At 53.0% G+C, this 24,456-nt stretch carries 16 protein-coding genes; 11 read left to right on the forward strand and 5 right to left on the reverse strand.

Annotation, left to right across the window (positions count from 1 at the left end; genetic code table 11):
* Positions 1–20: 20 nt before the first annotated feature.
* The 11 genes from ACYVBJ_RS16235 (at position 21) to ACYVBJ_RS16285 (ending at position 17,467) form a co-directional block, all read left to right on the forward strand.
* Positions 21–1,184 (forward strand): efflux RND transporter periplasmic adaptor subunit, encoded by a 1,164-nt coding sequence (locus ACYVBJ_RS16235; RefSeq protein WP_460983358.1) that lies wholly within the window; start codon positions 21–23, stop codon positions 1,182–1,184.
* A 96-nt stretch (positions 1,185–1,280) separates the two neighbouring features.
* Entirely contained in the window at positions 1,281–4,466 is a 3,186-nt protein-coding gene (locus tag ACYVBJ_RS16240) for an efflux RND transporter permease subunit (RefSeq protein ID WP_460983359.1), read from the forward strand.
* Positions 4,467–5,289: 823 nt separating this feature from the next.
* Complete coding sequence (locus ACYVBJ_RS16245; protein WP_460983360.1) at positions 5,290–6,012, forward strand: peroxiredoxin family protein; 723 nt, start codon at positions 5,290–5,292, stop codon at positions 6,010–6,012.
* A 5-nt stretch (positions 6,013–6,017) separates the two neighbouring features.
* Positions 6,018–6,470 carry a DUF4395 domain-containing protein gene (locus ACYVBJ_RS16250; protein ID WP_460983361.1) on the forward strand — a complete coding sequence of 151 codons (453 nt, stop codon included), beginning with the start codon at positions 6,018–6,020 and terminating at the stop codon, positions 6,468–6,470.
* Between the two features lie 286 nt (positions 6,471–6,756).
* Positions 6,757–9,765: a SusC/RagA family TonB-linked outer membrane protein gene (locus ACYVBJ_RS16255; RefSeq protein WP_460983362.1), complete on the forward strand. Its 3,009-nt coding sequence runs from the start codon at positions 6,757–6,759 to the stop codon at positions 9,763–9,765.
* A gap of 20 nt (positions 9,766–9,785) precedes the next feature.
* A complete protein-coding gene (locus ACYVBJ_RS16260; RefSeq protein WP_460983363.1) occupies positions 9,786–11,129 on the forward strand; it encodes a RagB/SusD family nutrient uptake outer membrane protein in 1,344 nt (447 codons plus the stop codon).
* Between the two features lie 79 nt (positions 11,130–11,208).
* Positions 11,209–12,114 carry a cyanophycinase gene (locus tag ACYVBJ_RS16265; RefSeq protein WP_460983364.1) on the forward strand — a complete coding sequence of 302 codons (906 nt, stop codon included), beginning with the start codon at positions 11,209–11,211 and terminating at the stop codon, positions 12,112–12,114.
* A gap of 19 nt (positions 12,115–12,133) precedes the next feature.
* Positions 12,134–13,552, forward strand: coding sequence for a DoxX family protein (locus ACYVBJ_RS16270; protein WP_460983365.1), 1,419 nt, complete (start codon positions 12,134–12,136; stop codon positions 13,550–13,552).
* Positions 13,553–13,566: 14 nt separating this feature from the next.
* Positions 13,567–15,246, forward strand: coding sequence for a hypothetical protein (locus ACYVBJ_RS16275; RefSeq protein WP_460983366.1), 1,680 nt, complete (start codon positions 13,567–13,569; stop codon positions 15,244–15,246).
* A gap of 303 nt (positions 15,247–15,549) precedes the next feature.
* Entirely contained in the window at positions 15,550–17,001 is a 1,452-nt protein-coding gene (locus tag ACYVBJ_RS16280; protein WP_460983535.1) for a phytoene desaturase family protein, read from the forward strand.
* 262 nt (positions 17,002–17,263) lie between these two features.
* On the forward strand, positions 17,264–17,467 hold the full coding sequence (locus ACYVBJ_RS16285) for a hypothetical protein (protein ID WP_460983367.1): 204 nt from the start codon (positions 17,264–17,266) through the stop codon (positions 17,465–17,467).
* A 115-nt stretch (positions 17,468–17,582) separates the two neighbouring features.
* Here ACYVBJ_RS16285 and ACYVBJ_RS16290 read toward each other — a convergent pair whose 3' ends face one another.
* From ACYVBJ_RS16290 to ACYVBJ_RS16310, 5 genes are all read right to left on the reverse strand, one after another.
* Complete coding sequence (locus ACYVBJ_RS16290; protein WP_460983368.1) at positions 17,583–17,879, reverse strand: hypothetical protein; 297 nt, start codon at positions 17,877–17,879, stop codon at positions 17,583–17,585.
* A gap of 23 nt (positions 17,880–17,902) precedes the next feature.
* Positions 17,903–18,334 carry a hypothetical protein gene (locus tag ACYVBJ_RS16295; RefSeq protein ID WP_460983369.1) on the reverse strand — a complete coding sequence of 144 codons (432 nt, stop codon included), beginning with the start codon at positions 18,332–18,334 and terminating at the stop codon, positions 17,903–17,905.
* Positions 18,335–18,795: 461 nt separating this feature from the next.
* Positions 18,796–19,527 (reverse strand): serine protease family protein, encoded by a 732-nt coding sequence (locus tag ACYVBJ_RS16300; protein WP_460983370.1) that lies wholly within the window; start codon positions 19,525–19,527, stop codon positions 18,796–18,798.
* A gap of 343 nt (positions 19,528–19,870) precedes the next feature.
* A complete protein-coding gene (locus ACYVBJ_RS16305; protein ID WP_460983371.1) occupies positions 19,871–22,402 on the reverse strand; it encodes a glutaminase family protein in 2,532 nt (843 codons plus the stop codon).
* Between the two features lie 199 nt (positions 22,403–22,601).
* Positions 22,602–24,410 (reverse strand): glycoside hydrolase family 9 protein, encoded by a 1,809-nt coding sequence (locus ACYVBJ_RS16310; RefSeq protein ID WP_460983372.1) that lies wholly within the window; start codon positions 24,408–24,410, stop codon positions 22,602–22,604.
* Positions 24,411–24,456: the final 46 nt, after the last annotated feature.

The following is a 24,456-nucleotide window of genomic DNA, read 5'->3' on the forward strand; positions in this document are numbered from 1 at the left end:
ACAGTCAAGGCTTCGGCATTATGAACCAGTCAGTTAATTCGCTTCTTGTCGTTAGTATTCTCTTGGTTCTTTCGGCTTGTGGCGGCAAAAAAGAAGAACAGCAGCAGGCTCCTCCGCCAACGGCGGTTACAGCCGTGAAGGCCACCAAAGGAAATGCTACGTATTACGATGAGTTTCCGGTGACGATTACTGCATTGCGGGAAGTCGAAATTCAGCCGCAGGTAGCGGGCAATATCACCGGCATTTTCTTTCAGGATGGTCAGCAGGTGAAGCGCGGGCAAAAGCTGTACACGATTGATCCGCAGCAATACCGGGCTTCGTATGATCAGGCGGTAGCGAATCTGAACGTGCAGAAAGCGAACCTGAACCGGGCTCAGAAAGATGCCGATCGGTATAATACGCTGGCTCAGCAGGATGCTGTGGCCCGTCAGTTGGTCGATAATGCCGTTGCCACGCTGGAAACGGCGAGGATGCAGGTCGAAGCCGCTCAGGCTAACATTCGGCAAGTTGCCACGAATCTGAAATACACCACCATTTATGCCCCACTCGACGGAACGATTGGCATTTCGCAGGTGCGGCTGGGAGCCGCTGTAGCGCCCGGCTCAACGCCCTTGAACACCATTTCAGCCGATGACCCGATCTCGGCCGATGTGCAGGTCGATGAATCGCAGATTTCGCGATTTATTCAGCTCCAGAGTCAGAAGAACATCGCGCGGGATTCGGTCCTGACGCTGGTTCTGCCGGGGGGCGGTCAGTATCCGTATCCGGGTTCGGTACGTATCGTTGACCGGGCCGTGGACCCGCAAACCGGTACGTTACGCGTCCGGATTGCTTTCCCTAACCCGAAAAAAGAGTTGAGAGTGGGTCTGAACGGCAACATCCGGGTTAAAAACAGCACCCCGCAGCCTCAGTTGATGATTCCGTACCAGGCGGTTACCGAGCAGATGAGTGAGTATTTCGTCTACGTAGTCGGCGACAGCAGTAAGGTCGTACAGAAAAAGTTGACCCTGGGTGCCCGCATCAACGATAAGGTCGTCGTTCGCAATGGGTTGAATGAGGGGGAACTTGTGGTGACAGAAGGTACCCAGAAAATTCGTGAAGGGGCAGTCGTGCGAGTCAGTCAGCCCGGGCAGGCAGCCGCCAGCCCCGACGCAGGTAACCGTCAGTCGGCCGCCGTAAAATAACCGCGATCGGTAACCGGCTAATTATTCATAGTAGCCGTCGGCTACAACCACACCGAACCCTTGTGCGGGGCTGATGTGGGCAACATGACCAAAACTATGTTTGCAGAAATATTCATTAACCGACCCGTCACGGCTATAGTTGCTTCAATCGTGATTGTGGCGCTGGGGGTGTTGGCGTTATTAAGTTTACCCGTTAGTCAGTACCCTGACATTACGCCCCCCGTTGTTCAGGTCACGAGTACATACACCGGAGCTGATGCCCAGACCGTCGAACAAACCGTGGCGACACCCATCGAAACGCAGGTGAACGGAACGCCGGGGATGAGTTACGTGCAAACCAACGCTACCAACGACGGCCGGATGAGCATGAACGTTACGTTCGACGTGGGTACGGATGTGAACATTGCCGCCCTCGACGTGCAGAACCGCGTGGGTATCGCCCAGCCGCAGCTACCCGAAGAAGTGACCCGCCTGGGCGTAACGGTTCGGAAACGGAACCCGTCGCTGTTCATGCTGGTCGCGATTTATTCGCCCAAGGGTACGCACAATGTTTCTTTTCTCGATAACTACGCCAATATCTATATCCGGGATGCCCTGCTTCGGGTAGAAGGGGTTGGGGATATTTTCAGCCGGGCGGATGACTTCAGTATGCGGATCTGGCTCAAACCGGATCGGCTGGCGCAGTTAGGCATGACCGCCCAGGACGTAGTGGCCGCCCTGCAGGAACAAAACCTACAGGTTGCCGGTGGGTCGGTGGGGGGGCCTCCTCAGCCCACGTCGCAGGCTTTCGAATATACGGTCTTTACCAACAGTCGGCTGAGTAAGGAAGACGAGTTTAATAACATTGTTGTGCGCAGTGACCCGTCGCGGGGATCGCTGGTGTATCTGAAGGACGTAGCGCGGGTTCAGCTCGGTAAGTTTTCGTACACGAGTAACTCGTTCGTTGACGGAAACCGGGCCGCCTATCTGCTGGTCTATCAGTTGCCGGGTAGTAACGCCCTGGCTACCGCCGAGGGGGTGTACAAGGCGATGGACGAGTTGAAAAAGACGTTCCCCAAAGATCTTAATTACGTAGTGCCGTTCGAATCGGTATCCGTAATTCAGGTATCTATTTCCGAAGTCGTCAAAACGCTTATGGAAGCGTTGGTTCTGGTGGTTCTGGTGGTGTTCCTGTTTCTGCAAAGCTGGCGGGCAACGCTTATTACGCTCCTGGCTATTCCGGTGTCGATTGTCGGTACGTTTGCCTTGTTTGTGCCGCTTGGCTTTACCATCAACACCCTCACGCTCTTTGCTTTTGTGCTGGCCATCGGGATTGTGGTCGATGATGCCATTGTGGTGGTAGAAGCCGTGCAGGCGAACATCGACAAAGGAAAATCGCCCAAAGAAGCTACGGTGGAGGCCATGCGGGAGATTTCGGCTCCGGTAATCGCAATTGCGCTGATTCTGGCGGCCGTTTTCGTGCCGGTCGGGTTCATTCCCGGTATTGTCGGACGACTCTATCAGCAATTCGCCATTACCATTGCGGTATCCGTGCTGATCTCGGCTTTTGTGGCTCTGTCGCTCACGCCTGCGCTCTGTACGCTGATGCTGCGGCCGATGCACATCGACGAAAAGTCTACGGGCCTGAATAAGTTCTTCTACAAGTTCAACCAATGGTTTGAACGGGTCACCAATTCCTACTCCAATGCGGTACTGCGGCTCATCAAGGCAACGCCCCTGGTTATCGTTGGACTCGTCGTGCTGTACGTGGGCACGGGCCTACTCTTTAAAACTAAGCCGACTGGGTTTATCCCGACTGAGGACGAAGGTCGTTTGATTGTGACTTACGAAATTCCGGAAGCCGCGTCGACAACGCGAAGTCTGGCCGTACTTAACCAGGTGATGGACATTCTCAAGAAGCAGCCCTACGTAGCTCACTTCTCGGCGCTTGGCGGTCTGAACGCCATTACGTTTGCTTCCAAATCAAACAGCGGTACGGTATTCATTCAACTTAAGCCCTGGGGAGAACGTAAAGAACGGGGTATGCAGGCCGATTCGCTGGTGCCAAAACTGCAACGGGCTTTTGCTGGCTTGAACGATGCCCGGCTTCAGGTGGTGCAGCCCCCGGCTATTCCAGGTCTGGGCCAAAGCTCGGGGTTCACCTTTCAGATTCAGCAGCGCCAGACGAACGACGACGTGCGAGCCTTCGACAATGTCGTTCAGAACTTTCTGGCCGAAGCCAACAAGCGGCCAGAAATCGCCCGTGCGTTCACGTATTTCACGGCTAAATCGCCCGCTTACCGCGTCGAAGTGGACCGGGATAAGTGTAAGAAGCTGGGGGTAAATGTGGCCAATGTCTACCGGACGATACAAACGTATCTGGGTAGTCAGTACGTCAACGACTTTATTATTTACGGTCGCAAATTCCGGGTGGTGGCTCAGGCTGATACGATGTACCGGTCCGACATCAAAGAGCTGGGTAAGTTTTACGTGCGCAACGAAGCAGGGCAGCTGATTCCGATCAGTAACTTAATGACAACCAAAATTATTGAGAATGCACCGTTAATTTCGCACTTTAACCTGTTCCGGTCTGTAGAAATAAACGGGGGCGCAAAACCGGGTTACAGCAGTAGCCAGGCTAACGAAGCGTTACGTCAGGTTGCCGCTAAAGTGCTGCCGGCGGGTTACTCCTATGATTTCTCGGGATTGAGCCGCGAGGAGATCAATGCGGGCAGCAGTTCGATCTATATTTTCATGCTTTCTATTGGGTTCGTCTTCCTGTTCCTGGCAGCCCTGTATGAAAGCTGGTCGGTTCCGTTTTCGGTGTTGTTGTCCGTGCCGATCGGTGCGCTGGGGGCTATCCTCGCCCTGACGTTGTTCCCGTATCTGAGCAATAATGTCTATGCGCAGATCGGTCTGATTACCCTGATCGGGCTGGCGGCCAAGAACGCGATCCTGATTGTGGAATTTGCCAAAGAGCGGGTCGACCGGGGCGAAGACCTGCTGGAGTCAACCATCGAAGCGGTTCGGCTGCGGCTGCGGCCGATCCTGATGACCTCACTGGCCTTTATCTTAGGGGTTGTACCGCTGGCCATTGCGAGCGGAGCAGGGGGCGTAGCCCGCGTTACCATTGGCCGTACCGTGTTGGGTGGCATGTTGGCCGCTACGTCGCTGGCCATCTTCGTAGTTCCGGTATTGTACATTGGTATTACGCGGCTCGCCTACGGCAAAAAAGGATTGGAAGCGCTCAAAAAACAGGCAAAGCCTGTGCAGGAAGAGGAGGAAAGCCACAGTCCGGCTTGAGGAGACAATTCGGTTAACAACGGTAAATAGCTTGTTGATCAGGCTAAGAGGTGTGAGTGTCCTACAAGGATGAAGGAAAGGCGGGGCTGCTAATCGACTAGCAGCCCCGCTTTGTTAGTCGATGTGGGTTAACTCGTACTTCAAATTCCAATAGGGAGACTTAGGCATGAAACGGATCGCAGAAAGGACTATTAGTCAGCTAGCTTTAAAAAGAATCAGACACCCTTGATAAGCCTGGGGGGAGATGGGGTAACCAAGCCACCCAAAGCCGGTGTTGATGAGTTCAATACGACTGTCGTATCCCCAAGCTGATCCCTTTTATTAAATACTCTATCGAGATTAGGGATTGATTGTCAGTGGGTTGTGTAGGTTAATTTTTGCTAATATTTCGCAAAGTTTTTTTAGAAAAGCTTGCGAAACAAAATTTTGATTTTCACCTTTGCCCATGAACTTAATCGGCTAACGATTCAGGCAGCCCATTTTCATGAACTATACGCAAACCATCCGACCGGCTTTTTCGCTAGAAATTTCTGTTTCCCGGCTACGAATGTGCGTCACCCTATCTGTTTCCAAGATGGCCTGCTGCTGTTGCTAGTCTTGCTGGAAACCCTAAAAACTGAATCCCTTATTGATCCAATAGACAGTGCTGTTGAGGCAAATGTGCCGAACTGCCTGCAATTATAGTCACGTTTTTATTTACAGTATTAAACTACTAAATTGATAGAATAGATAGAATGATGGGGCTATATAAAAGAATGAAGTTGAAAATTTGGATATGGTGAGAGCCGTAGAAATTAAAATTTCACACAAAACAACACATACAATGACACTCGAATTTGAAAACGAATTAGGTGAGATCCGATCCATAGTAACTAAGCCGCGCCAGGCTCATGTTTCGGTCAGTCCACTAGTAACCGGCGACACTGCGCCGTTCTTAAACCTGACGGGTGGTTCGGGTGACTGGCGGTCTTCGCTGTTTAATTACCCAACCCCGGGACCAGCTGTGTCGCTGTTGGACCTGGTCAATACAAAACCCGTAGCGGTAAGTTTCTATTGCCCTTGCTGGGGACGTTACGCCGGGCCTTACCTGGAGTCACTTAATAAACTAAACGAGTCATTGCAGGAACTGGGCGTAGAACTGGTCGTGCTGTCCAATGAGTCGCCCAAAGCCCTCCGGCGGCAGGGGAAAGACCTGAACTTTCTGTTCGCGCACGATACGGATCTACAGGTATCGCGTCAGTTCGGGGTGTATAACGAAGACAGCCCCGTCTGGGATCGGGTGTCGGGTATTTCGGATGAGGCCTTTATTCCCGCTCTATACATAATTGATCAGGACCGCCGAATCACGTATCACCATCTGGACGAAAATTTTGATACCCCGTTCGACCTGGAGACCGTCGTTGAGCAGGTGGAGTCGCTGAGTTTGGAAACGCCCGCGTTCATTAAGGAGCCCGAGGAGTCTTTAAACCCGTATTCACGAAGCTTTTTCGCGCTCTGGGCACTCACCATGCTGGCCATTGCCGGTTTACAACTTATTAACCTTTAAAGTAAATGGCAAACGAATCGATAGTATGCCCGGTGGATGGCATACCAGTTAATGAAAATAAAGTACGTACAGTCGCCTTTCTGGTACTTGCCACTACCCTGGTTTACCTCGTAACGAATGCCGTCTGGCTGATAGGCGTACTGACCCTTGATTTTGGGCTACGTGCCTTCAACGCGGGTAAGTTTAGTCCGTTCGGAATTGCGGCTGATGGGTTCGTTAAATGGCTTCATCTGCCGTATAAAGGTACCGACCAGGCCCCTAAACGATTTGCCGCCCGCATTGGGTTGGCGTTCGCCTTAAGCCTTATGCTATTTCATTGGTTCGGCTGGGACACCGTTATTTTGAGCAGCACACTGGCCGTGTTTGCCGCTTTAGAATCATTAGCGGGCTTTTGCGCGGGTTGTTACGTATACACATACTACCACCGCTTGTTTTCAAGGAGTACCATTAGCTCTTAGATCTCATCCATTCATTCACTTTCAACTCTTTGAACATCATGGCCTTTTGGTTGATAAGGCCGGAGCCTTCTGGAGGTTCCGGCTGAACATGAATCCCAGAGAAAATGTTGGCAGCGCTGACGGCACGACCTGAACGAGTTAATAAGCAGTAGGTATTTGGTGAATCGGCTGGCTGCAACTGGCAGACTGACCAGAAAAAGAAAAAGCCAGGATGGCTGCAACCACCCTGGCTGGTTTAAAACAAGGCTCTGACAAGCCTCATTCTATCACAAACCAATACAAAGTAATGCAAAAATTTTTATATGCATGGGCAGTTTGGCTGCTCACGTATGGTTGTTTGCTGGCACAAACGACCGCACCTCAAGAACTTCAGCTGACGGGAACTGTCCGAACGGAAACGGGTGAGCCGCTGCCAGGAGCTAATGTGGTCTTGAAAAACCAGGCCAAGGGCACCTCGACCGACGCCAACGGGCGCTATATCATCAGCGCTTCCCCAAACGACAGACTGGTTATATCGGCCATTGGCTACCAGACCGTAGAGGCCGCCGTTGGTAATCAAGTAACCCTCGATATACAGGTAAAGGAATCGGCCTCACAACTGAGTGAGGTTGTGGTGGTAGGGTACGGTACCCAGGACCGTAAAAACCTGGTCGGTTCGGTCACACAGATCAACGCCGACGAAGTCAAAAATCGCCCCGTAGCCAGTTTCGATCAGCAGTTGCAGGGTCGGGCGGCTGGTGTTCAGGTCGGTGCCAATACAGGGGTGCCGGGCGATGGCATTTATTTCCGGATTCGGGGCTCAACCTCCATCAACGCCAGTAATGACCCGCTCTACGTAGTAGACGGCGTTTTCGTCAACAACCAGTCGTTGCAGAAAATCACGACGCAGGGGCAGGCCAACAACCCGCTGGCCGATATTAATCCGGCTGATATTGAGTCTATTTCGATTCTGAAAGACGCCGAAGCCACGGCTATTTACGGAGCCCGGGCGGCTAATGGAGTCGTCGTTATTACAACCAAGCGGGGGGCATACAACGCCAAAACAAAGGTGACACTCAATGCCGCAGTCGGTCAGGCCTGGGCACCTAAGCTCTGGGACCTGGTCACGGGACCCGAGCACGCGACCCTCACCAACGAAGCCTGGATCAATGATGGTAAGTCACCTGAAACCCGTCCATTCCGACCAAAATCAGAAGGAGGGCGCGGGTTACCCGAAGAGCAACAAACCTATGATCGGCTTGGCGATATTTTCCGGACGGGCATTCTCCAAAATTACGATTTATCGGTGTCGGGCGGTAACCAGCATACCCGATTCTACCTCGGCGGGGGTTATACCAGCCAGCAGGCTACCCTGCGCACGAACGATTTTCAGCGGGCCAGTTTCAAGCTCAACCTCGACCACGACCTGACGGATCGCATCCGCATCGGAACGAGCAACATCCTGTCGCAGTCAACCCGGACCAATGCCCGCGTCGGCGACGGACCACAGGGCGGAATTTTGCAGGCTGCGCTCCACACACCGACCTACCTGCCCAAATTCAACAGCGACGGTACGTATGGCAAATGGGCGGGCTTCGACAACCTCGATGTTTTGATCAACAACACGGACATGAATTCGATTAGTACGCGCTACATCGGTAATTTATACGGCGAGCTGGACATTATCGAAGGACTGAAGTTACGTAGCAGCTGGAGTCTGGATTACAACGACTATAACGAGTACGAATACTGGAATACGCTGACGAACCGGGGCAGCGCCAGTAAGGGGTTGGCAAGCTCAAGTATCAGCAAAAACAGTGTCTGGATTAACGAACAGACGTTGACGTACCGGCGTGTGTTTGGCTCGGATCATTCGTTCGGGGCTTTGCTGGGAAATTCGGTGCAGGGGAACGGATCGACGCAAACGCTGGCGCAGGGGACCAACTTCCCCTCGGACGCTTTCAGGCAGATTACGTCTGCGTCGGTTACGACTTCTTCTTCTACCCGAAATCAAGCCAGTCTGGTGTCTTTCTTCGGCCGGGTTGATTACAACTTTGCCCGGAAATATTTCGTAGAAGCCAGCTTACGGGCGGATGCCTCGTCGCGCTTCGGAGCGAATCGGCGGTGGGGTTATTTCCCGTCGGCGGGGGTAGCCTGGCAGGTCAAGCAGGAAAATTTTCTGCGGGACGTCAGCTTCCTGAGTGACTTGAAACTGCGGGCCAGCATCGGCTGGACGGGTAATCAGAACAGTATTGACAACTACGCATCGCGGGGATTGTGGGGCGGTGGGTACAACTACCAGGACAATCCCGGTACGTTTCCGGTACAGCTGGCCAACCCCGACCTGAAGTGGGAGACAACGCGCCAGGCCAATATTGGGGTAAACATTGGTTTGCTGAACAACCGCATTGGTTTGGAGGTCAACGCGTACTCGAAATATACCTACGATTTGCTGTTACAAGTGCCCCTGGCCCAGAGTTCAGGCTTTGCCAGCATTTACAAGAACGACGGCGAAATTAGTAACCGGGGGCTTGAGTTTGCGCTTAATACGTTGAATATCAACAAGCAGGGCTTCCAGTGGAACACCAGTTTCAACATCGCCACCAACGTCAGCCGGGTCGAAAAACTGTCGATTCCCATTGATGCCAGCTATGCCGTCGAGCGCCTGGCGCAGGGCCAGCCGTATCATTCGTTCTTTGTCTACAAGCAACTGTACGTCGATCCGAAAACGGGTGACGCCGTGTACGAAGATGTGAATAAGGACGGGGCTATTACCGTGGCCGACAAACAGTTCTACGGCACTGCTTTACCCAAGTTCTTTGGTGGGCTGAATAACACCTTTTCATACAAAGGCTTCGATCTGTCGGTCTTCTTTAATTTTCAGTCCGGTAACAACGTGTTCAACGCCAACCGGTTCTTTCATGAGTCGGGCGGAACGCGCGACGACCGGCGAGCCATCAACAAGAATCAGCTGAATCGCTGGCAGAAAGAGGGCGACATTACCGACGTGCCCCGATTGACTACTCAGGGTAATAACTACAACCTCAACCCGATCAGTCGCTTTATTGAAGATGGATCATTCATACGACTCAACTCGGTGGTGCTGGGTTACTCGATTCCTAAATCGATTCTTCGTAAGATTGGCGTGGCCTCCGCTCGTATTTATTACAACGTCTCTAACCTGTTGTTGCTAAGCAACTACCAGGGGCCTGATCCGGAGGTGAACGTAACGTCCAGCCAATCTGTCCAGGGCTATGACCTGGGCACACCTCCCCAACCACGTACCGGCCAGTTTGGGCTGAATCTGACACTTTAATGCAAACGTCACTATTGATTATGAATAAGTTAACAATAGCCATTTTCTTTTCTTTTTTATTGTTGACGGGCTGCAAGCAGTTTCTGGACGTGCAGCCCGAGCAGCAGGTCGATGAATCACAGGCCGTTACCAACGCCAGCACTGCTGAAGCGGCCTTAAACGGTTTGTACAACCGACTCGGCAATGACGGCTACTACGGTTCTAACTTTCCGGCCTTGTCGTACCTGTCGGGGGGGGATGTGCAGTGGACCGGCTCACAGGGTGCTCCACAGGAAATCACCTCTCGCAAACTGACGGCCGACAACGGTTACGTGGGGTCAGCCTGGGCTGCCATTTACCGAACCGTTCTGGCGGCCAACTACCTGCTCGAAACGGTGCCTGCTTTGAATGACCCGCTGTTGACGGCCGACCGGAAAAACCAGATTTTGGGCGAAGCCTACGCCATCCGTGCCTTATCGTATTTCGATCTGGCCAGGGGTTGGGGTGGGGTACAGCTCATTTTGAAGCCGACGCATACGCCCCAGGATAACACAGGTATCTCGCGCAGCTCCCTGGACGATACCTATGCGCAGGTGCTGAAAGACCTGACAGTGGCTGAACCGCTGCTAGGCAATGCTACTAACCGCAATCGGGTAACGAAGAAAACGATATATGCCTTACGCGCTCGTTACCATTTGTATCGGCAGGAGTGGGACAAAGCCGAAGAATACGCCACCAGGTTAATCGACGACGCGTCGTATAAGCTGGTAAAGCCCTACAGCGCCTTTTTTGCCAGCAATGCCGTTGCGACAACCGAGTCGGTATTTGAGATCGCTTACGCGAACTCGTTCAAGAACGGACACAGTAACTGGTGGTTGCCTCCGGCCTTGAGCGGTCGGCGGGAGTGGGCACCTTCTACCCAGCTCGTTACGTTGCTCAACGACCCGGCAGTAGGGGGTAACCGCAAAGAGTTGATTGCCAAGACGGCCCCTCCGGGCAATCTCTGGTACGGTAAGCTTTATTACCGAAATCCAATTGGCACCGATCCGGCTTATCTGATTCGGATTGCCGAACTCTACCTGATCCGGGCCGAAGCACGGGCACAACTGGGTAAAACAACCTCTGCCCTGGCCGATCTGAACGCCATTCGTGACCGGGCGGGCGTGCCGCTGTCAACGGCCTCGACCAAAGAGGCCTTAGTCCAGGCTGTTGAGGACGAACGGCGCGTGGAATTCGCCTTTGAAACCGACCGCTGGTTCGATCTGGGTCGGAAAGGACGAATCGGGACGGTACTTAACATCGCTGATCCAAACAAGTACGTATTGCCCATTCCGAACAGCGAAATCCTGGCTGACAAGGCGCTCACGCAGAATAAAGGGTATTAGTTTCTTACAGTTCCTGTAGTCGCGGATCTAAATTCTGGCTATAGGAACTGGAAGCTACAACCTCTAAAAATCAATACTCATGCCAACACAACGCATTTCATCTTTCCTCTTTCTTTTATTCATCGTAACGTCTGGTTTTGCGCAAACGACACCGAAAACCGTTGGCCCCGAAAAAGGCGCTCTCGTTATCGTGGGCGGTGGCAATATGGGACCTGAACTCTGGGGGCGCTTTATTGAGCTGGCAGGTGGTGCCGCAGCCGCTAATATCGTCATCATTCCCACGGCGGGCGACGACTCAACGGCGAATCTGGCCCCCCGCGAAACCGAGAAGCTGCGGAGCCTGGGCGTCAAAAATATAACGATTCTGCACACCCGCGATCCGAAGGTGGCCAATCAGGAGTCGTTTGTGGCTCCGTTGAAAAAAGCAACCGGCGTTTGGTTCGTGGGTGGTCGACATTGGCGACTGGCGGATTCCTACCTGAATACCTTGTCGCACAGAGAGTTTAACGCCTTGCTGGCTCGGGGTGGCGTCATTGGCGGTACGTCGGCAGGGGCTACCATTCTTGGGTCGTTCATGGTGCGGGGCGATACCAAAGGAAACTCGATCATGGTGGGCGACCATACCCAGGGGCTTGACTTCATCCACAACGTAACCATTGACCAGCACGTCTTACGCCGAAACCGCCAGTTCGACCTCATCGACGTTATTAAAACCCGTCCCGAGCTGCTGGGCGTGGGCATTGATGAAAGTACCGCCATTGTTGTCCAGCAAAACACGTTCGAGGTGATCGGCAATTCATACGTAGGAGTCTACACCGCCGAGCAGATCGCCAATAACCGCACCGCCGAACCGGCGAAATACCCGTCGGGGCAGAACAGCACGGGAGGGCCATTCTTCTTTCTGGGTAAAGGGCAAAAGTTTGACTTACAGACGCGCAAAGTGCTGAATCAGCAACCACAGCGCCCGAACGAACCGGCTAAATAGCCCAAAGATCAACTCAATTATGAGCAAACTAACAAGCACCGCCCTTGTGGCGGAATGGGACCGGGACCTTTCGGAAGAAGCGGCATTGAGAGATGCTCGCTGGCAAACCGCTCAGCAGCCCTCGGAATGGCAGGGGTACGAGCGCGTGTTGTTCCGGTTCTTCTGTATGTACTTCCTAATTCAGGTCGTTCCGTTAGATTGGCATTTTTACCGGGATCTGCTGACCATTGACTGGGGACATTACTACTACCGCGACCTGTTCAACCTGTCGCGATACGCGCCCCATTTTTTCAGCCCTGACGATACGTTTGCCAACTGGGCAAACGTAGCACTTATCGCGCTGGTCGGTACGCTGGTCTGGAGCATCGGGGATAAAAAACGACTGGAATATAATGCCTTATACTATGGGCTTCGGGTCTTTCTGCGTTATCGACTCGCCATTGGCGTCATTGCCTATGGGTTTATCAAGCTGTTTCCGATGCAGGCGCCCTTGCCGTCGATCAGTAATCTGAATACGGCCTATGGTGATTTCACCGCCTGGAAATTGTTTTCGTTGAGCCTGGGGATTGTGCCGTCGTACGAATCGTTTCTGGGCCTGATCGAAATCAGTGGCGGTTTGCTGCTGCTTACTCGGAAAACTGCCACGATTGGCACGTTGGTAATTATTCCGTTCACAGGAAACGTCTTTATGTCGAATCTTGCCTACGAAGGCGGTGAGTATGTCTACAGCTTCTACCTGATTTCGATTGCCTTATTTCTGTTTGCCTTTGATGCCATCCGGCTCGTATGCTTGCTATCGCTGGAGCAGCCAACGGTGCCTAATCGGTTCGTACCTGTCTGGGCTGGCCGCTGGAGGGTGGCCCGGCCGCTGTTGAAAGGCGCTTTTCTCGTCTTTGCGGTAGGTTTCTACGGCTACAGAACGTATGGCGCGTATCGTACTGACCCGTACCAATACCCAAAGACGTCCGGTTTAGCTGGGGTAGCCGGGGTATACAACGTCCGCGAATTTCGACTGGCCGATCAGGTGCTGCCTTATTCTAAAACCGACTCGAAACGCTGGCAGGACGTAGTATTCGAACGCTGGAACACCATCAGTATCAAATCGAACCGTCCCGTCCGGCTCGACAAAACCAATATTGAGCAGATTCACGCGGCTGATGCTGCCCGTTCGTATGAGTTTGCTGGCTCGGCGGGCCGACACTACTACAGCTACCAGGTGGACTCGCTTCGGCATGTGCTGACGCTCACCAACCGGAATCCGAACTACGTAGGTGAAACCCTGCAACTGCATTACGAGCGCTCAGGGTCGAACGAACTCATTTTGTCGGGTCTCAACGAAAGCCAGGACTCGGTCTATGTCGTACTGGACAAAGTCAATAAGAAGTATTTACTCGACGAAGCAGCCAAAGCCGGTCGGCGTGGCACGCTGAAACTATAATCCTGCTTTTCGCCATGTCCACTCTAAAAAGGACCCTTAGCACCGCTGCTTTCCAGTTCGTAGCTGCCCCAGCCGAATCAATTGGGTCGGTATCCGCACCAGTAGCGGACACACCCGCGACGTTAGGACCCGTTACCCGTCTAACACGCCGACCCTGGACCACGGGCGAAACGATTGCTTTTCGGATCGCGTTTGTCTTTTTCGTGATTTTCTCGATTCCGACAAACGCAGGCTGGTACCGGAATCTGTTCTCGCTCGATTGGCTGCACCCGGGCCGCGTTCGGCTGCACTACCGCGATTTATACGATATTGCCCGTTTCCAGCCAAACATTTTAGGGTTTACAACATGGTGGCCGTCGTGGATGGGGTACGGCGAATGGGTATTTCTTCTGCTTGTTTCAGCGGTTATTGGACTAGTTTGGACGACGCTGGACCGGAAACGGCTGGAATACAACCTGCTGTATTATTGGCTGCGGGTTATTGTTCGCTACCGGGCGGGCATTGGCATCATCGGCTTTGGATTCACCAAACTTATGCCGACGCAGTTACCCTACCCATCACTGGGACTGTTGAATACCAATTTTGGCGACCTGACCGCCCAGAAAATCTACTGGCTGTCTATCGGGATTGTGCCCTGGTACGAAGTGTTTACGGGGGTTGTTGAGGTGCTGGCCGGGTCGCTGTTATTCTTCCGGGCAACGACGTTCTGGGGGGCGGTACTGTTGTTCGGCGCGCTGGCCGACATCGTCTATGTCAACCTGGCTTACGACGGGGGCGTTCACGGCTACAGTTCGTATTTCGTCGTGCTGGCCGGTTTCTTACTGGTGTATTACGTCCGCGAGCTGTACAATCTGCTGATTAAAGAGCAGTTTACGGTACCCAATTATTTCTATCCCAGTCTGGCCAAACCCTGGCAACGCATCACCCGGATCAGTCTGAAAACGGCCGCGATCGGCATTTTCTTAGGACTACTGTTCTGGTTGCAGTACGTTAATTTCCGCTACGACCCCTATAAACAACCCGCTCAGAAAGGTGTGCCTGAACTGCGTGGGAATTATACCGTAACCAAATTTGAACTCAATGGGAACGAAATACCTTACTCGCCAACCGACTCATTACGTTGGCAGGAGGCTACGTTCGAAAGCTGGTCGACGCTGACCTTCAAAGTGAATCGGGCGGTACCGTTAGACCTGTCGAATGGGGGCGGTTCACCCATGCGCGACCTGAACCGGACATTCGAATTAACGGGTGTAGCCGGTGGGCAGCGCGTGTTTTATTACGACGCCGATCCCGTCAATCAGGTCCTGTACCTTCAGGATAAGTATCGCCCATCCAGCGGTCGCGGGGAGCGGGGCGAAGGTGGGGGCGAGCCGGGAGGAGGTGATCCAAAAAAGCGGGAAAAGAAACCTGCTGATAACTGGATTCCGGCGGAAGCACTGGCTAACATTGGCCCGGAGGACCTTAAAATTGATCCCATCGCCCGCTCAACTCGACGTGCTGAAGGCATCAAATCAGAAGCCCGTCGGGAAGATGGTAAACGCGACCGGATGGTTCTACGCTACGAAACGATCGATGGATCGCGGGTTGAATTAACCGGCTTTGACGAAAAGAAACGGTCGCTTTACGTTGTCCTGGACCGGGTAAAGCGCAAATACGCGTTGTCAGAAAGTACGTTACGGGCAGGCACGTATTAGTTGCATCGTAATTTTAGCTGTGCGTACCGGCGCCAGTGCGCACAGCTAAAAGTATTATGCGCGTTCGGCTATTTCATTTCCAGCGTATCTGGTTGGTCCGCTGCGGATAGGAGCTGGGGGTCGGCTACCCTTGAGGAGATTGTTACGAGCATAGTCTATTAGTATTTCCTGGGCCATTTTACCTCTATCCAATAACGGCCTGGCGAGTCCAGCACGATAGGGCTGTGGTTCAGCGGTCAGAGCGTTGGAAAAAGCCTATAAACAAAAGGTCGGAAGAATACTTATAGGTACTAAACGCGATCTATTTTGAGCAAATACGATGCTATTGTAGTAGGATCGGGGCCAAATGGCCTGGCAGCCGCCATAACGTTGCAACAGGCTGGCGTATCGGCGCTACTTGTCGAAGGTAAAGCAGACATTGGGGGGGGGCTGCGCTCCGCCGAATTAACCGTACCAGGGTTTGTTCACGACATCTGTTCGGCGGTACATCCATTGGCAGCAGGCTCGCCCTTCTTTCAAAGTTTACCCCTGGGCGAGCATGGTCTGGAGTTCATTTACCCACCGCTGTCGGCGGCTCACCCTTTCGACGGCGGTACTGCCGCGGCCCTGCGTGGGTCCGTGCAGGAAACGGCGCATTCGCTGGGTGTCGACGAACAAACGTACCGGAACATGATGGAGCCTCTTGTGCGCGACTGGCCAACGATGGCGGCCGACGTACTGGGGCCGCTCCGTATTCCGAAGCATCCCTTCGATATGGCGCGGTTCGGGCTGGATGCCCTGCCATCCGCTACGTTTCTGGCAAAACGCTTCCTGACAAAAGAAGCGAAGGGATTATTGGCCGGTATGGCCGCACACGCCATCCAGCCGCTCTCAAACCTGACCACGTCGGCCATTGCGCTCGTGCTCATGACGGCGGGGCATTTGCGGGGCTGGCCCATTCCGAAAGGAGGTTCTCAACGTATCGCCAATGCGCTGGCCGCTTATTTTCAGTCTATTGGCGGAACAATCCAAACGGATACGCCTGTCAAAAGGCTTGAAGAGTTGCCTTCTGCGCGGGCTGTTCTGCTCGACGTAACGCCCAGACAGCTCCTCCAGCTGGCTGGAGACCGGTTTTCGTCGCTGTACAAATGGCAACTGGAACGCTACCGCTACGGCATGGGCGTGTTCAAAATTGACTGGGCGCTCGACGGGCCCATCCCCTTCACCGCACCCGAATGCCGACAGGCGGGTACCATTCATTTAGGAAATACATTTGAGGAAATCGCCCTTGGCGAAGCGGCAGCTTCCGCCGGTCAACACCCCGATCAGCCATTTGTGCTGCTGGCCCAGCCGAGTCTGTTCGATGCAACACGGGCTCCGGCAGGGCAGCACACCGCCTGGGCGTACTGCCACGTACCCAACGGATCGACCCTGGACCGGACCGATGCTATCGAGAAACAGGTAGAACGCTTTGCCCCCGGATTTCGCGACCGAATATTAGCCCGGCACACGATGAATACGGCTCAGATGGAAGTGTATAATCCAAACTACGTGGGGGGCGACATCAACGGTGGCATAATTGATGCGCGTCAACTATACACCCGGCCCGTCATAAGCTTTTCGCCGTATTCAACCTCGGCAAAGGGCGTGTATATCTGTTCGTCATCGACGCCACCCGGTGGCGGGGTGCATGGCATGTGTGGGTATTATGCCGCCCGTCGGGCACTGGCTGATGTGTTTGGGCGAACACCGACTATTTCGCTGTCGGACGGATAAGGCCAGGCGCGAAGGCAATGAATTAGCGGTGAGAATGAGAGGTGTTTGAAACGTTAAATTCTTTAACTGGTTGAAAATTAATAGTTTTAACCTTAATTAAAAAAATAGATCATTTTACAGCGCTTGTCTATAATGGCATAGTTTTAGTGACTAGTTACCCTACGTTTATGCACGTAGATAACTGGTCATTACTATGTCTATATTATTACAATTATCTTGGTTAGATATTATAAAAGCATCATCTAAAGATACTCCCTCTTCAGTGGCCTCATTCGCTAGTTTACAGCAGGCTTTCACCTACGTCCAGGCTCAGAATGGGGAAACACAGGCCGATACGTATCAGATAGTCACCAACGACGAAAATTTTTATTGGGTCGTAACTACAACATTGGCCCAAGAATTGCTGGCGCATGGTTTCTGGATTTTGTCCGCTCCGACGACATCCTCGCTACCCTCTCCCGAATAGACAAATACCGTACCAGAAAAACGCTGGATGTGCGTTCTCCTGATACGGTAGCCTTTGTTAACATAATAAACTCCTAATTCTGATTTCAGTAAATCCTGGGTTTTGTTTTGAGGGATTACCGCTTATTCACCTGTTGCGTGGTAGCCGCTGGAGCTTTCTGCGCCGTTGGGCTGTATTTGGGCTTGTAGATCGCGCCGGTGGCAAAGTCGACCGGAATACTGATCAGGGGGAAAAGAAGAATGTCGGCAATCAGGCCCCCAACTCGTATCTCGCGACGAGACTCACCGGGAGCAGGTCTGCGTTTCTGTTCGTCCGTAACGCGTCCGCCAAAGACTGTTACGCAACTCATTAGTGAACTCGACAGGGTGAGGGTAGTAAGCGCCAGAAGCAGATACTTTTTCAGGGAATGCATGGGTAATGAATGGGTGGGATGAATTATTTGGTAGCGGTGATGGTAAACTCCGTGTCATTGTCGTCGCGGCCGTTGATGATCAGCTTGTTGCCCGATACATAGGCAATCTTGTCGCCCTGCGCCCGAAACTCAACGTCGTTGCCACTGTTGGTCAGGTCGACGTTTTCGACCGAGCCAACCAGAAATTCTTCGTCTGCTGTTTTTGAGCGAATGTCTAACTGCATCGACACGCTGGTCGCCGTTTGCCGCACAACCCGTACGCTTCCTTTCAGATTGGTTTGGCTGGCGGGGCGTGTCTGACCATTGAACGATAGCTCAGAGAACATATACTGACCCGCTACGCGGTTTCCCAGATCGGGTGATGGATCGGTATTGTCTTTTTTACAGGCTGTAAATGAAACGGCTACCAGTAAGATCAACAGGGCGGCCCGGTACTGTGCAACTAATGAGTTCATCGTATTTGTGTTGTTGTAGTTGAAAAGAGGAAGGTTCTACCGGTTTAATGAAACAAAGTTGGTAGCCCGGAGCGCGTTCCGAAACAGCAGCCTGCACGAACTGTTCAGAATGGAAGGTCAACGACCGTTTTTCTCGGATGAAACGAAAGCATCGACTGCCAAATCCGGGTGGAATCTGGCAGTCGATGCTTTCGTTTCATCGGCACGTGCCACTAATGGGCCCCGTACGGTTGAGGTAATTTTAGAAGGAAAGCAGCTTAATGGTGGAAAGGGGAGTGCTGTTGCTGAACTATGCGATTGGCAGACGACGTAACGCTGGCGCGCGTCATCAATATACTCACAAGACCGAATGATTTGGGCATTGCTGACGCACAAGTGGTCGGAACCCACACCGACCTCGGAGTCGTGATGTTGCTATGGTATGATAAAACGTAATGAAAAGAGAAAAGTCAATCAGTTGGCTAATCCAGATTGGGCAGTATATCAATGGTTTCCAGGATATAAGGCGATAAAATTATGCCGCCAATCACCAATCGTTCTTTTCCGATAAGTACTTGTACGCTCACTAACCCAATGATCTGCTGAAAGCCCTTCGTATTGTCGTACACGGAATTCCGCAACGTAAACGTGCTTATATTATAAACGGGGCCTCCGCTGTTACCGTCGAATATTTCGGCATCATACAGAACGAGCGGGTAGCGCTTCACCGGAAAAATGGGATAGGATGCGATTCGTCCGGTCCGGAGAATGGGGAAACCTTCTTCGTTGGCCGAAAACCCTTTCGGAAAGCCCAGGCTCAACGATTCTTTACCGGGCTGTAAATCAAAATTCTCGATCAATTGCTTCTCGCTGGCCAGCACTTTTGTGTTCAGCCAGGTAACATAAGCCGCTGCTGGCAGAAAAACATACATCACCGCTACGTCTGCTGTGGGATGTTTTGTCCATAAAGGCACCCCATTTTTACGCACCGGAATCGAAAACGGAAAAATGACGAAGGTTGAATCAGTCCGCTTTTTCCGGAGATACAAAACCGCCGAATCGGCCTTGATGTTATCAAGAACATGCGCGGCCGTAATCAGTATTTTATATCCTGACAGGGAATCCCGCTTCGATGGCTTGAGCAGCATGAATACGGTACCCTTAGTGATTTGATTCCCAGTACCGTAACCCGCAATCTTAAAGGTGGATTCCATGGCCCAGGTGTTCATGTTCTGTGCTAGCAGCGCATTGGCTTTAAACAGCAGGCATTGACTGATTATTACGCTGCAGACTAATCTACTTAAACCGTTCATACGTGGGTAGTGGACTTATCGGTGGGCAGTTTTTTAAAGCCAAAAGAAGGGTAATGACCGGATACGTAGCCTGGAGCAATTCGTTAACTTCTTCAGCAGGAAGATACCGCTTGACCAATCGCATATTTCTATGCAGGCGCTTACGTTAGTGAGAATCTTCAGCCATTACTATCCCAATAACGTAAGCGCTTTCGACAGCGTATATCCTAAACCCGGCCGAAGATTATCCGGACGGGCGATTTTCTTACTTCGTCCGTAAACCGCTTAGTCGGCCTTCGAGCAGTTTGATATAGTAGCCACCGATCACCGACCGGGCCTGAAAGCCAACCTGCTTCGCGTTGGTCGTTTCGTGCCAGTCGGACAGCGGAACGCGGGAAGGCGTTTCGTTGGCATACCGCCAGATGGGCTGAATCAGGGCACGGAAATCAGCGTCTGAATCGGCTAACGTAGCGGTCCAGACGATCCAATCCGATTTGGTGTACGTCTTGCGGCTATCCAGCGGTAATCCGTAAGGTTGCTGTTTGGTCAGGTAATACGCAATTTCGCGCTGGGCTACGGTCTTAGGGAATATATTCAGATTCAGCAGTTTATCCCACACCAGGTTGTATTTCTGACTCCAGCTATCGGCTGGGTTTTCGAACGTCAGGTCGTAGTGCGTAGCGGGGCTGGCGGTACGGTCGAGCGCGAGTTGCTGCCATTTGGCGGCCATGTCCTGCGCCATCGACTGATACTGTTGCGCGGCTGCATTATCGCCCAGCTTGGCGGCTAACTGGCCGTAGGCGGCAATGCCCAGAATCGCTTTTACCGATAAGTTCGCGTTGCGGGCTAAATGACCGGCAAAGTCGTCCGTGCAGAGCTGATTCTCCGGGTCAAAGCCTGCCTTGCTCAGGTATTCGACCCAGGTTGTCAGCGTTTTCCAATGTTGTCTGGCGTAACCGGCATTGCCTTCGGCTCCGGCGATGGCCGCTGTCAGTAAGAGCATGTTGCCGGATTCCTCAACGGGCATGTCTTCGCCATAGGTTTGCCCGTTTGCCTGCGGATACGTACCGACATCATGGGCGGCAAAGGGTTTTGGCCATTTACCGCTTTCAGAATAGTAAAAAATAGGCTCCATCATCCCTTTCAGCAAGGTGGAATTGTAGCGCAGAAACATGGGAGCCGATGGGTACGTGATGTCGACCGTACCGATCGAGCCGTTGCTGAAGTTTTCTTTGGACAGAAAGAGGGGCTGCGTTTCATCGCCCGAATAGACGATTTTGTGGGCGGCAATGGTTTGCCGGTATGCCAGTACGCACAAATCCGCGTACGCTTTTCCGCCTGCTTTCTCGGTTTCGGCCCTCAGCTGCTCGTCAAACAGGGTGCATTTCTGATTGAGCCGGTCATAGTCCTCAGCCGCGGTCTGGAGCAGAGCGGGTAAGGTTGTCTGCTCGTTCCGTCGCCACCACGGCCGCAGGTTTTTGCCGAAGTACTGAACCGAGTACAGATCGTCGTAGGCCAGCATGAGGTATTGAGGGACCAGTTTCGTTCCGTCGCTGAGATTCAGAACAGTGGCCATCGCTACCGACCGGGCCGGTATTGGCATTGTCTGCCTCGAAGAAGTCGGGAGCTGACCATTGCTGACGAACTCCTTTTTTAAAGCAGCGGGGTCACCGGTGGTTAGCTGAGCGTTGGCTGTCGATTGCTGCGGAACGGCCAAATACGCATACCCCCAGTCAATACGTATGTTGTCGCCTTTTTTGGCCAGTACCGGCTGCTCTTTCGTGCCGACAGTGGTGTAGGCCAGCTTTGGTACCTGTCCGGTCTGGATCACTACGTCCTGATTACCTGTATTTGTCGCCAGGGTACCGGCAGCACTGAAGAATACCTGGACCGCATGCGGTTTGCCGTCTTGCGCGCTTGCGCTACACGTTACGTAGGTAACTGGTCGGGCGGCTACGTCCAGTTCATCTAACAACAGGGGCGACAGGAACGTAACGGTCAGCGCAAGCGGTCCCGCCGTAAAGGCATACTTCGTTTGGGTCGCCGTTACCGTTACGTTGATTTGGGTAGCCGCTGTAACGGGTGCTGCCTGGATGGGAAGGACCAGTCCGACGTCAATAAACGAACCACCCCGCGGACTGACGCAGTGGACAGCCAGCACATTTTTACCTTTGCGCAAGGCGCGCTGCCCTTCCGCCGACAGAGGGAGGTATATGTATTCGTGGATGTAGCCCGACTTCTTCAGGATCTGGACCCCATTCAGGTAAATGTCTACCGCATCATCATGGTTAAGCGCCAGCAGCAGTTTGGCAGGATCGGCTTTGCCATCGTACGTAAACTCGCGCCGGAGGTAAATACCATCGGGGTCAGACTCGCTGTTCCGCCAGCGAGTACGGGCGTCAGGCGTGTCGCCAAAGGGCCCCGGACCGGTTGACCAGCCAGTGGTCTTATAGGTTGGCTGCTCCCAGCCGGGGGCGGGTTTGGTGGTCGTGTACTGAGCGATGTAAGAACCGGTTTCGGCCGTTGGCAGGATCGGCGCATACGTAGTGGGGGCAGCCCCTAAAAACTGATACGCTTTACCATCTACCCGCACGACTCCTTCAAGCGATTGCGGAGTTCCGGTCCAGTGGCGGGTGGGGGAATCCGTTACGTTATCGGTCGTACTCCAGATACTGAAATACGGATCATGCGTAACGAGCGGGTAAGCGGGCGGGCGAAGCGATTGAGCACAACTCCAGCCCGCACAGAAAACAATAAGGAGCGAGACAGCAAGACGTTGGCAGTTTGATGGATACATTGAACAGATAATTGGCTTAGATATCTAGAAGCAGGCAGACTAAATCGTCCTACTTACCGGCCCAAAGAGGCTGAATGCGCTGACCGAGCTTAATTTGGTTTTCGGCACAGTCAATACCGGGTTTATGTGATAGTTTTACTGGAAGCTAACACTGTTAAGTAGTCAAATAGACAGCCATTTATATGAGATCTCTATTAACTTACTTAGCTGAACTGGTAACCTGCTGATTGCTCTGTAAGGCTTCTAGAGCTGCAGCGAGGTAGACTAAGGGCGCGTTCCAGTTGATGGCAATTTCGTTGGATGCGTACGAACAATCTGCGTCGATAAATACCTCATCCGCAATGGTGGTCGTGTAACCGGGACATTTGTCCTGACGGGCCGCGTTAGCATTCGTGCCGCCCGAGAGGAGTCCCGGTACGGGCGCTTCAATGCTGTCGGCAACCGACGGCCGGTGGTGGGGATGCATGGGCGTTTTGTCGCCGAAGCCAGTCACGAACGAATAACCCACCGCATTACGTCCCAACAAATAATCCAGGTTGCCCAGGGCGTAATGCAGGTATTTACTGCGGTTCGGTGAATCGGTTAGCCGGTACGCTTCCAGCAGAGCGATGCCCTGATTGGCGGCTTCCGAACTGCTGCCCCAGATGAAATCCCTGGCCGTTTTTCCCATCACGGTCTGGAATGCCTGCCGGTCGGCCCCTTGAATCAGCGAATCGGCCAGCACTGTCAGATGCCGTTTTACTTTGGTCAGATCGGTTTTACCCACTGCTGTCAGGGTCTTGCCCGAGCGGGCCAGCGTGTAATACGCCAGCGTTCTGACCTGTGGCCAGGAAGGCAATGGCGTTTTGTCGTCGGGAAACAAGTTTACCGCCTGGTAGTAGGTATCGTCATTCGTGGTCACGTACAGCTCGGCCGCGGCCCATATCCATTCGTCGGCTGCGCTCCGGTCTTCGTAGCCGCCGGTCGTTACGTCGGGGTCGAACGACGTGTTCATCGCGCGTTGGTTATACATCACCGTCGGATTTGCCTTAGACCAGGTCCAGGCGTTGGTAGCGGCTCGCAGGCATGAATCGGCCAGACCGGGCAGGTTGCGGCTGTACGGTTTCAAGACCCGGCTGGCCTGTGCCATCACCGCGGCAAAATCGAGGGTGGCAGTGATGCTTTTCTGAACAACGTACCGGTCTTTGGTGGCTTTGTCGGGCATCACCATCCCGTCGAAGCCGGGGTTGGTGAGCTTGTGATAAACACCACCATCGGCCGGGTCCTGCATGGCCAGCATCCAGCGGAGATTCCACAGAATCTCGTCCAGTACGTCGGGTACTGCGTTTTTGCTTTCGGGAATATTCGTATTCAGCGCTTTTACGTAGTCCGGAAATTCTTCGCAGAGCGAAAGCAGCGTCCCCATCGTAATGCCTGAATTGACAATGTATTTGTTATAATCACCCGCATCGTACCAGCCTTTAGGGGCCGAAATAACAGAACCGGCAGGTCGGCCCTCCGAAACTGCCGACGGGTGAACGAGAACCCGCGTGTCGGGGTGGCCAGCGGGACGAGCCCATTTTCCGGCATACGCAGCGGATAAATCCGTCGACACCCGTTGGTAATAAAAGCCTTTGATGGCCCCAATGGCTAAGGCTCGGTGAACGTTGGCCTGAATGTCGAACGGGTGGGAGTGGCCCAGTCCGGGAATGACCACGACATAGGTGCCTGGTTTGGTAAAGGCGGAAAAGTCAGCCGTATGAGTCGTTTTGCCCGAGATGGCGTTTTGCCGGGCTGCACCCAGCGTACCCGTGAATACCGTCTTTTTTAAGTCGGGAGTGGCCAGTTCAAATTTTCCGGATGCGTCGCCGATGACAACGGCAAGTTTAGGCGCGTTGGGGTAATACCCTAACTGGTTTAACCGAATGGCTTCCGACAGAGATTGACCGTTGAGCGGTTGACGGCTGACAACAAGGGTAATCAGGAAAATCAGTAAACGAATACGGAAGAATAAACGCTGAAAAGGCATAGGCTTATACGGGCTGGGAACAAATCGTGCCTGCAACCAACTTCGA

The sequence above is a fragment of the Spirosoma fluminis genome (genome assembly GCF_054778895.1).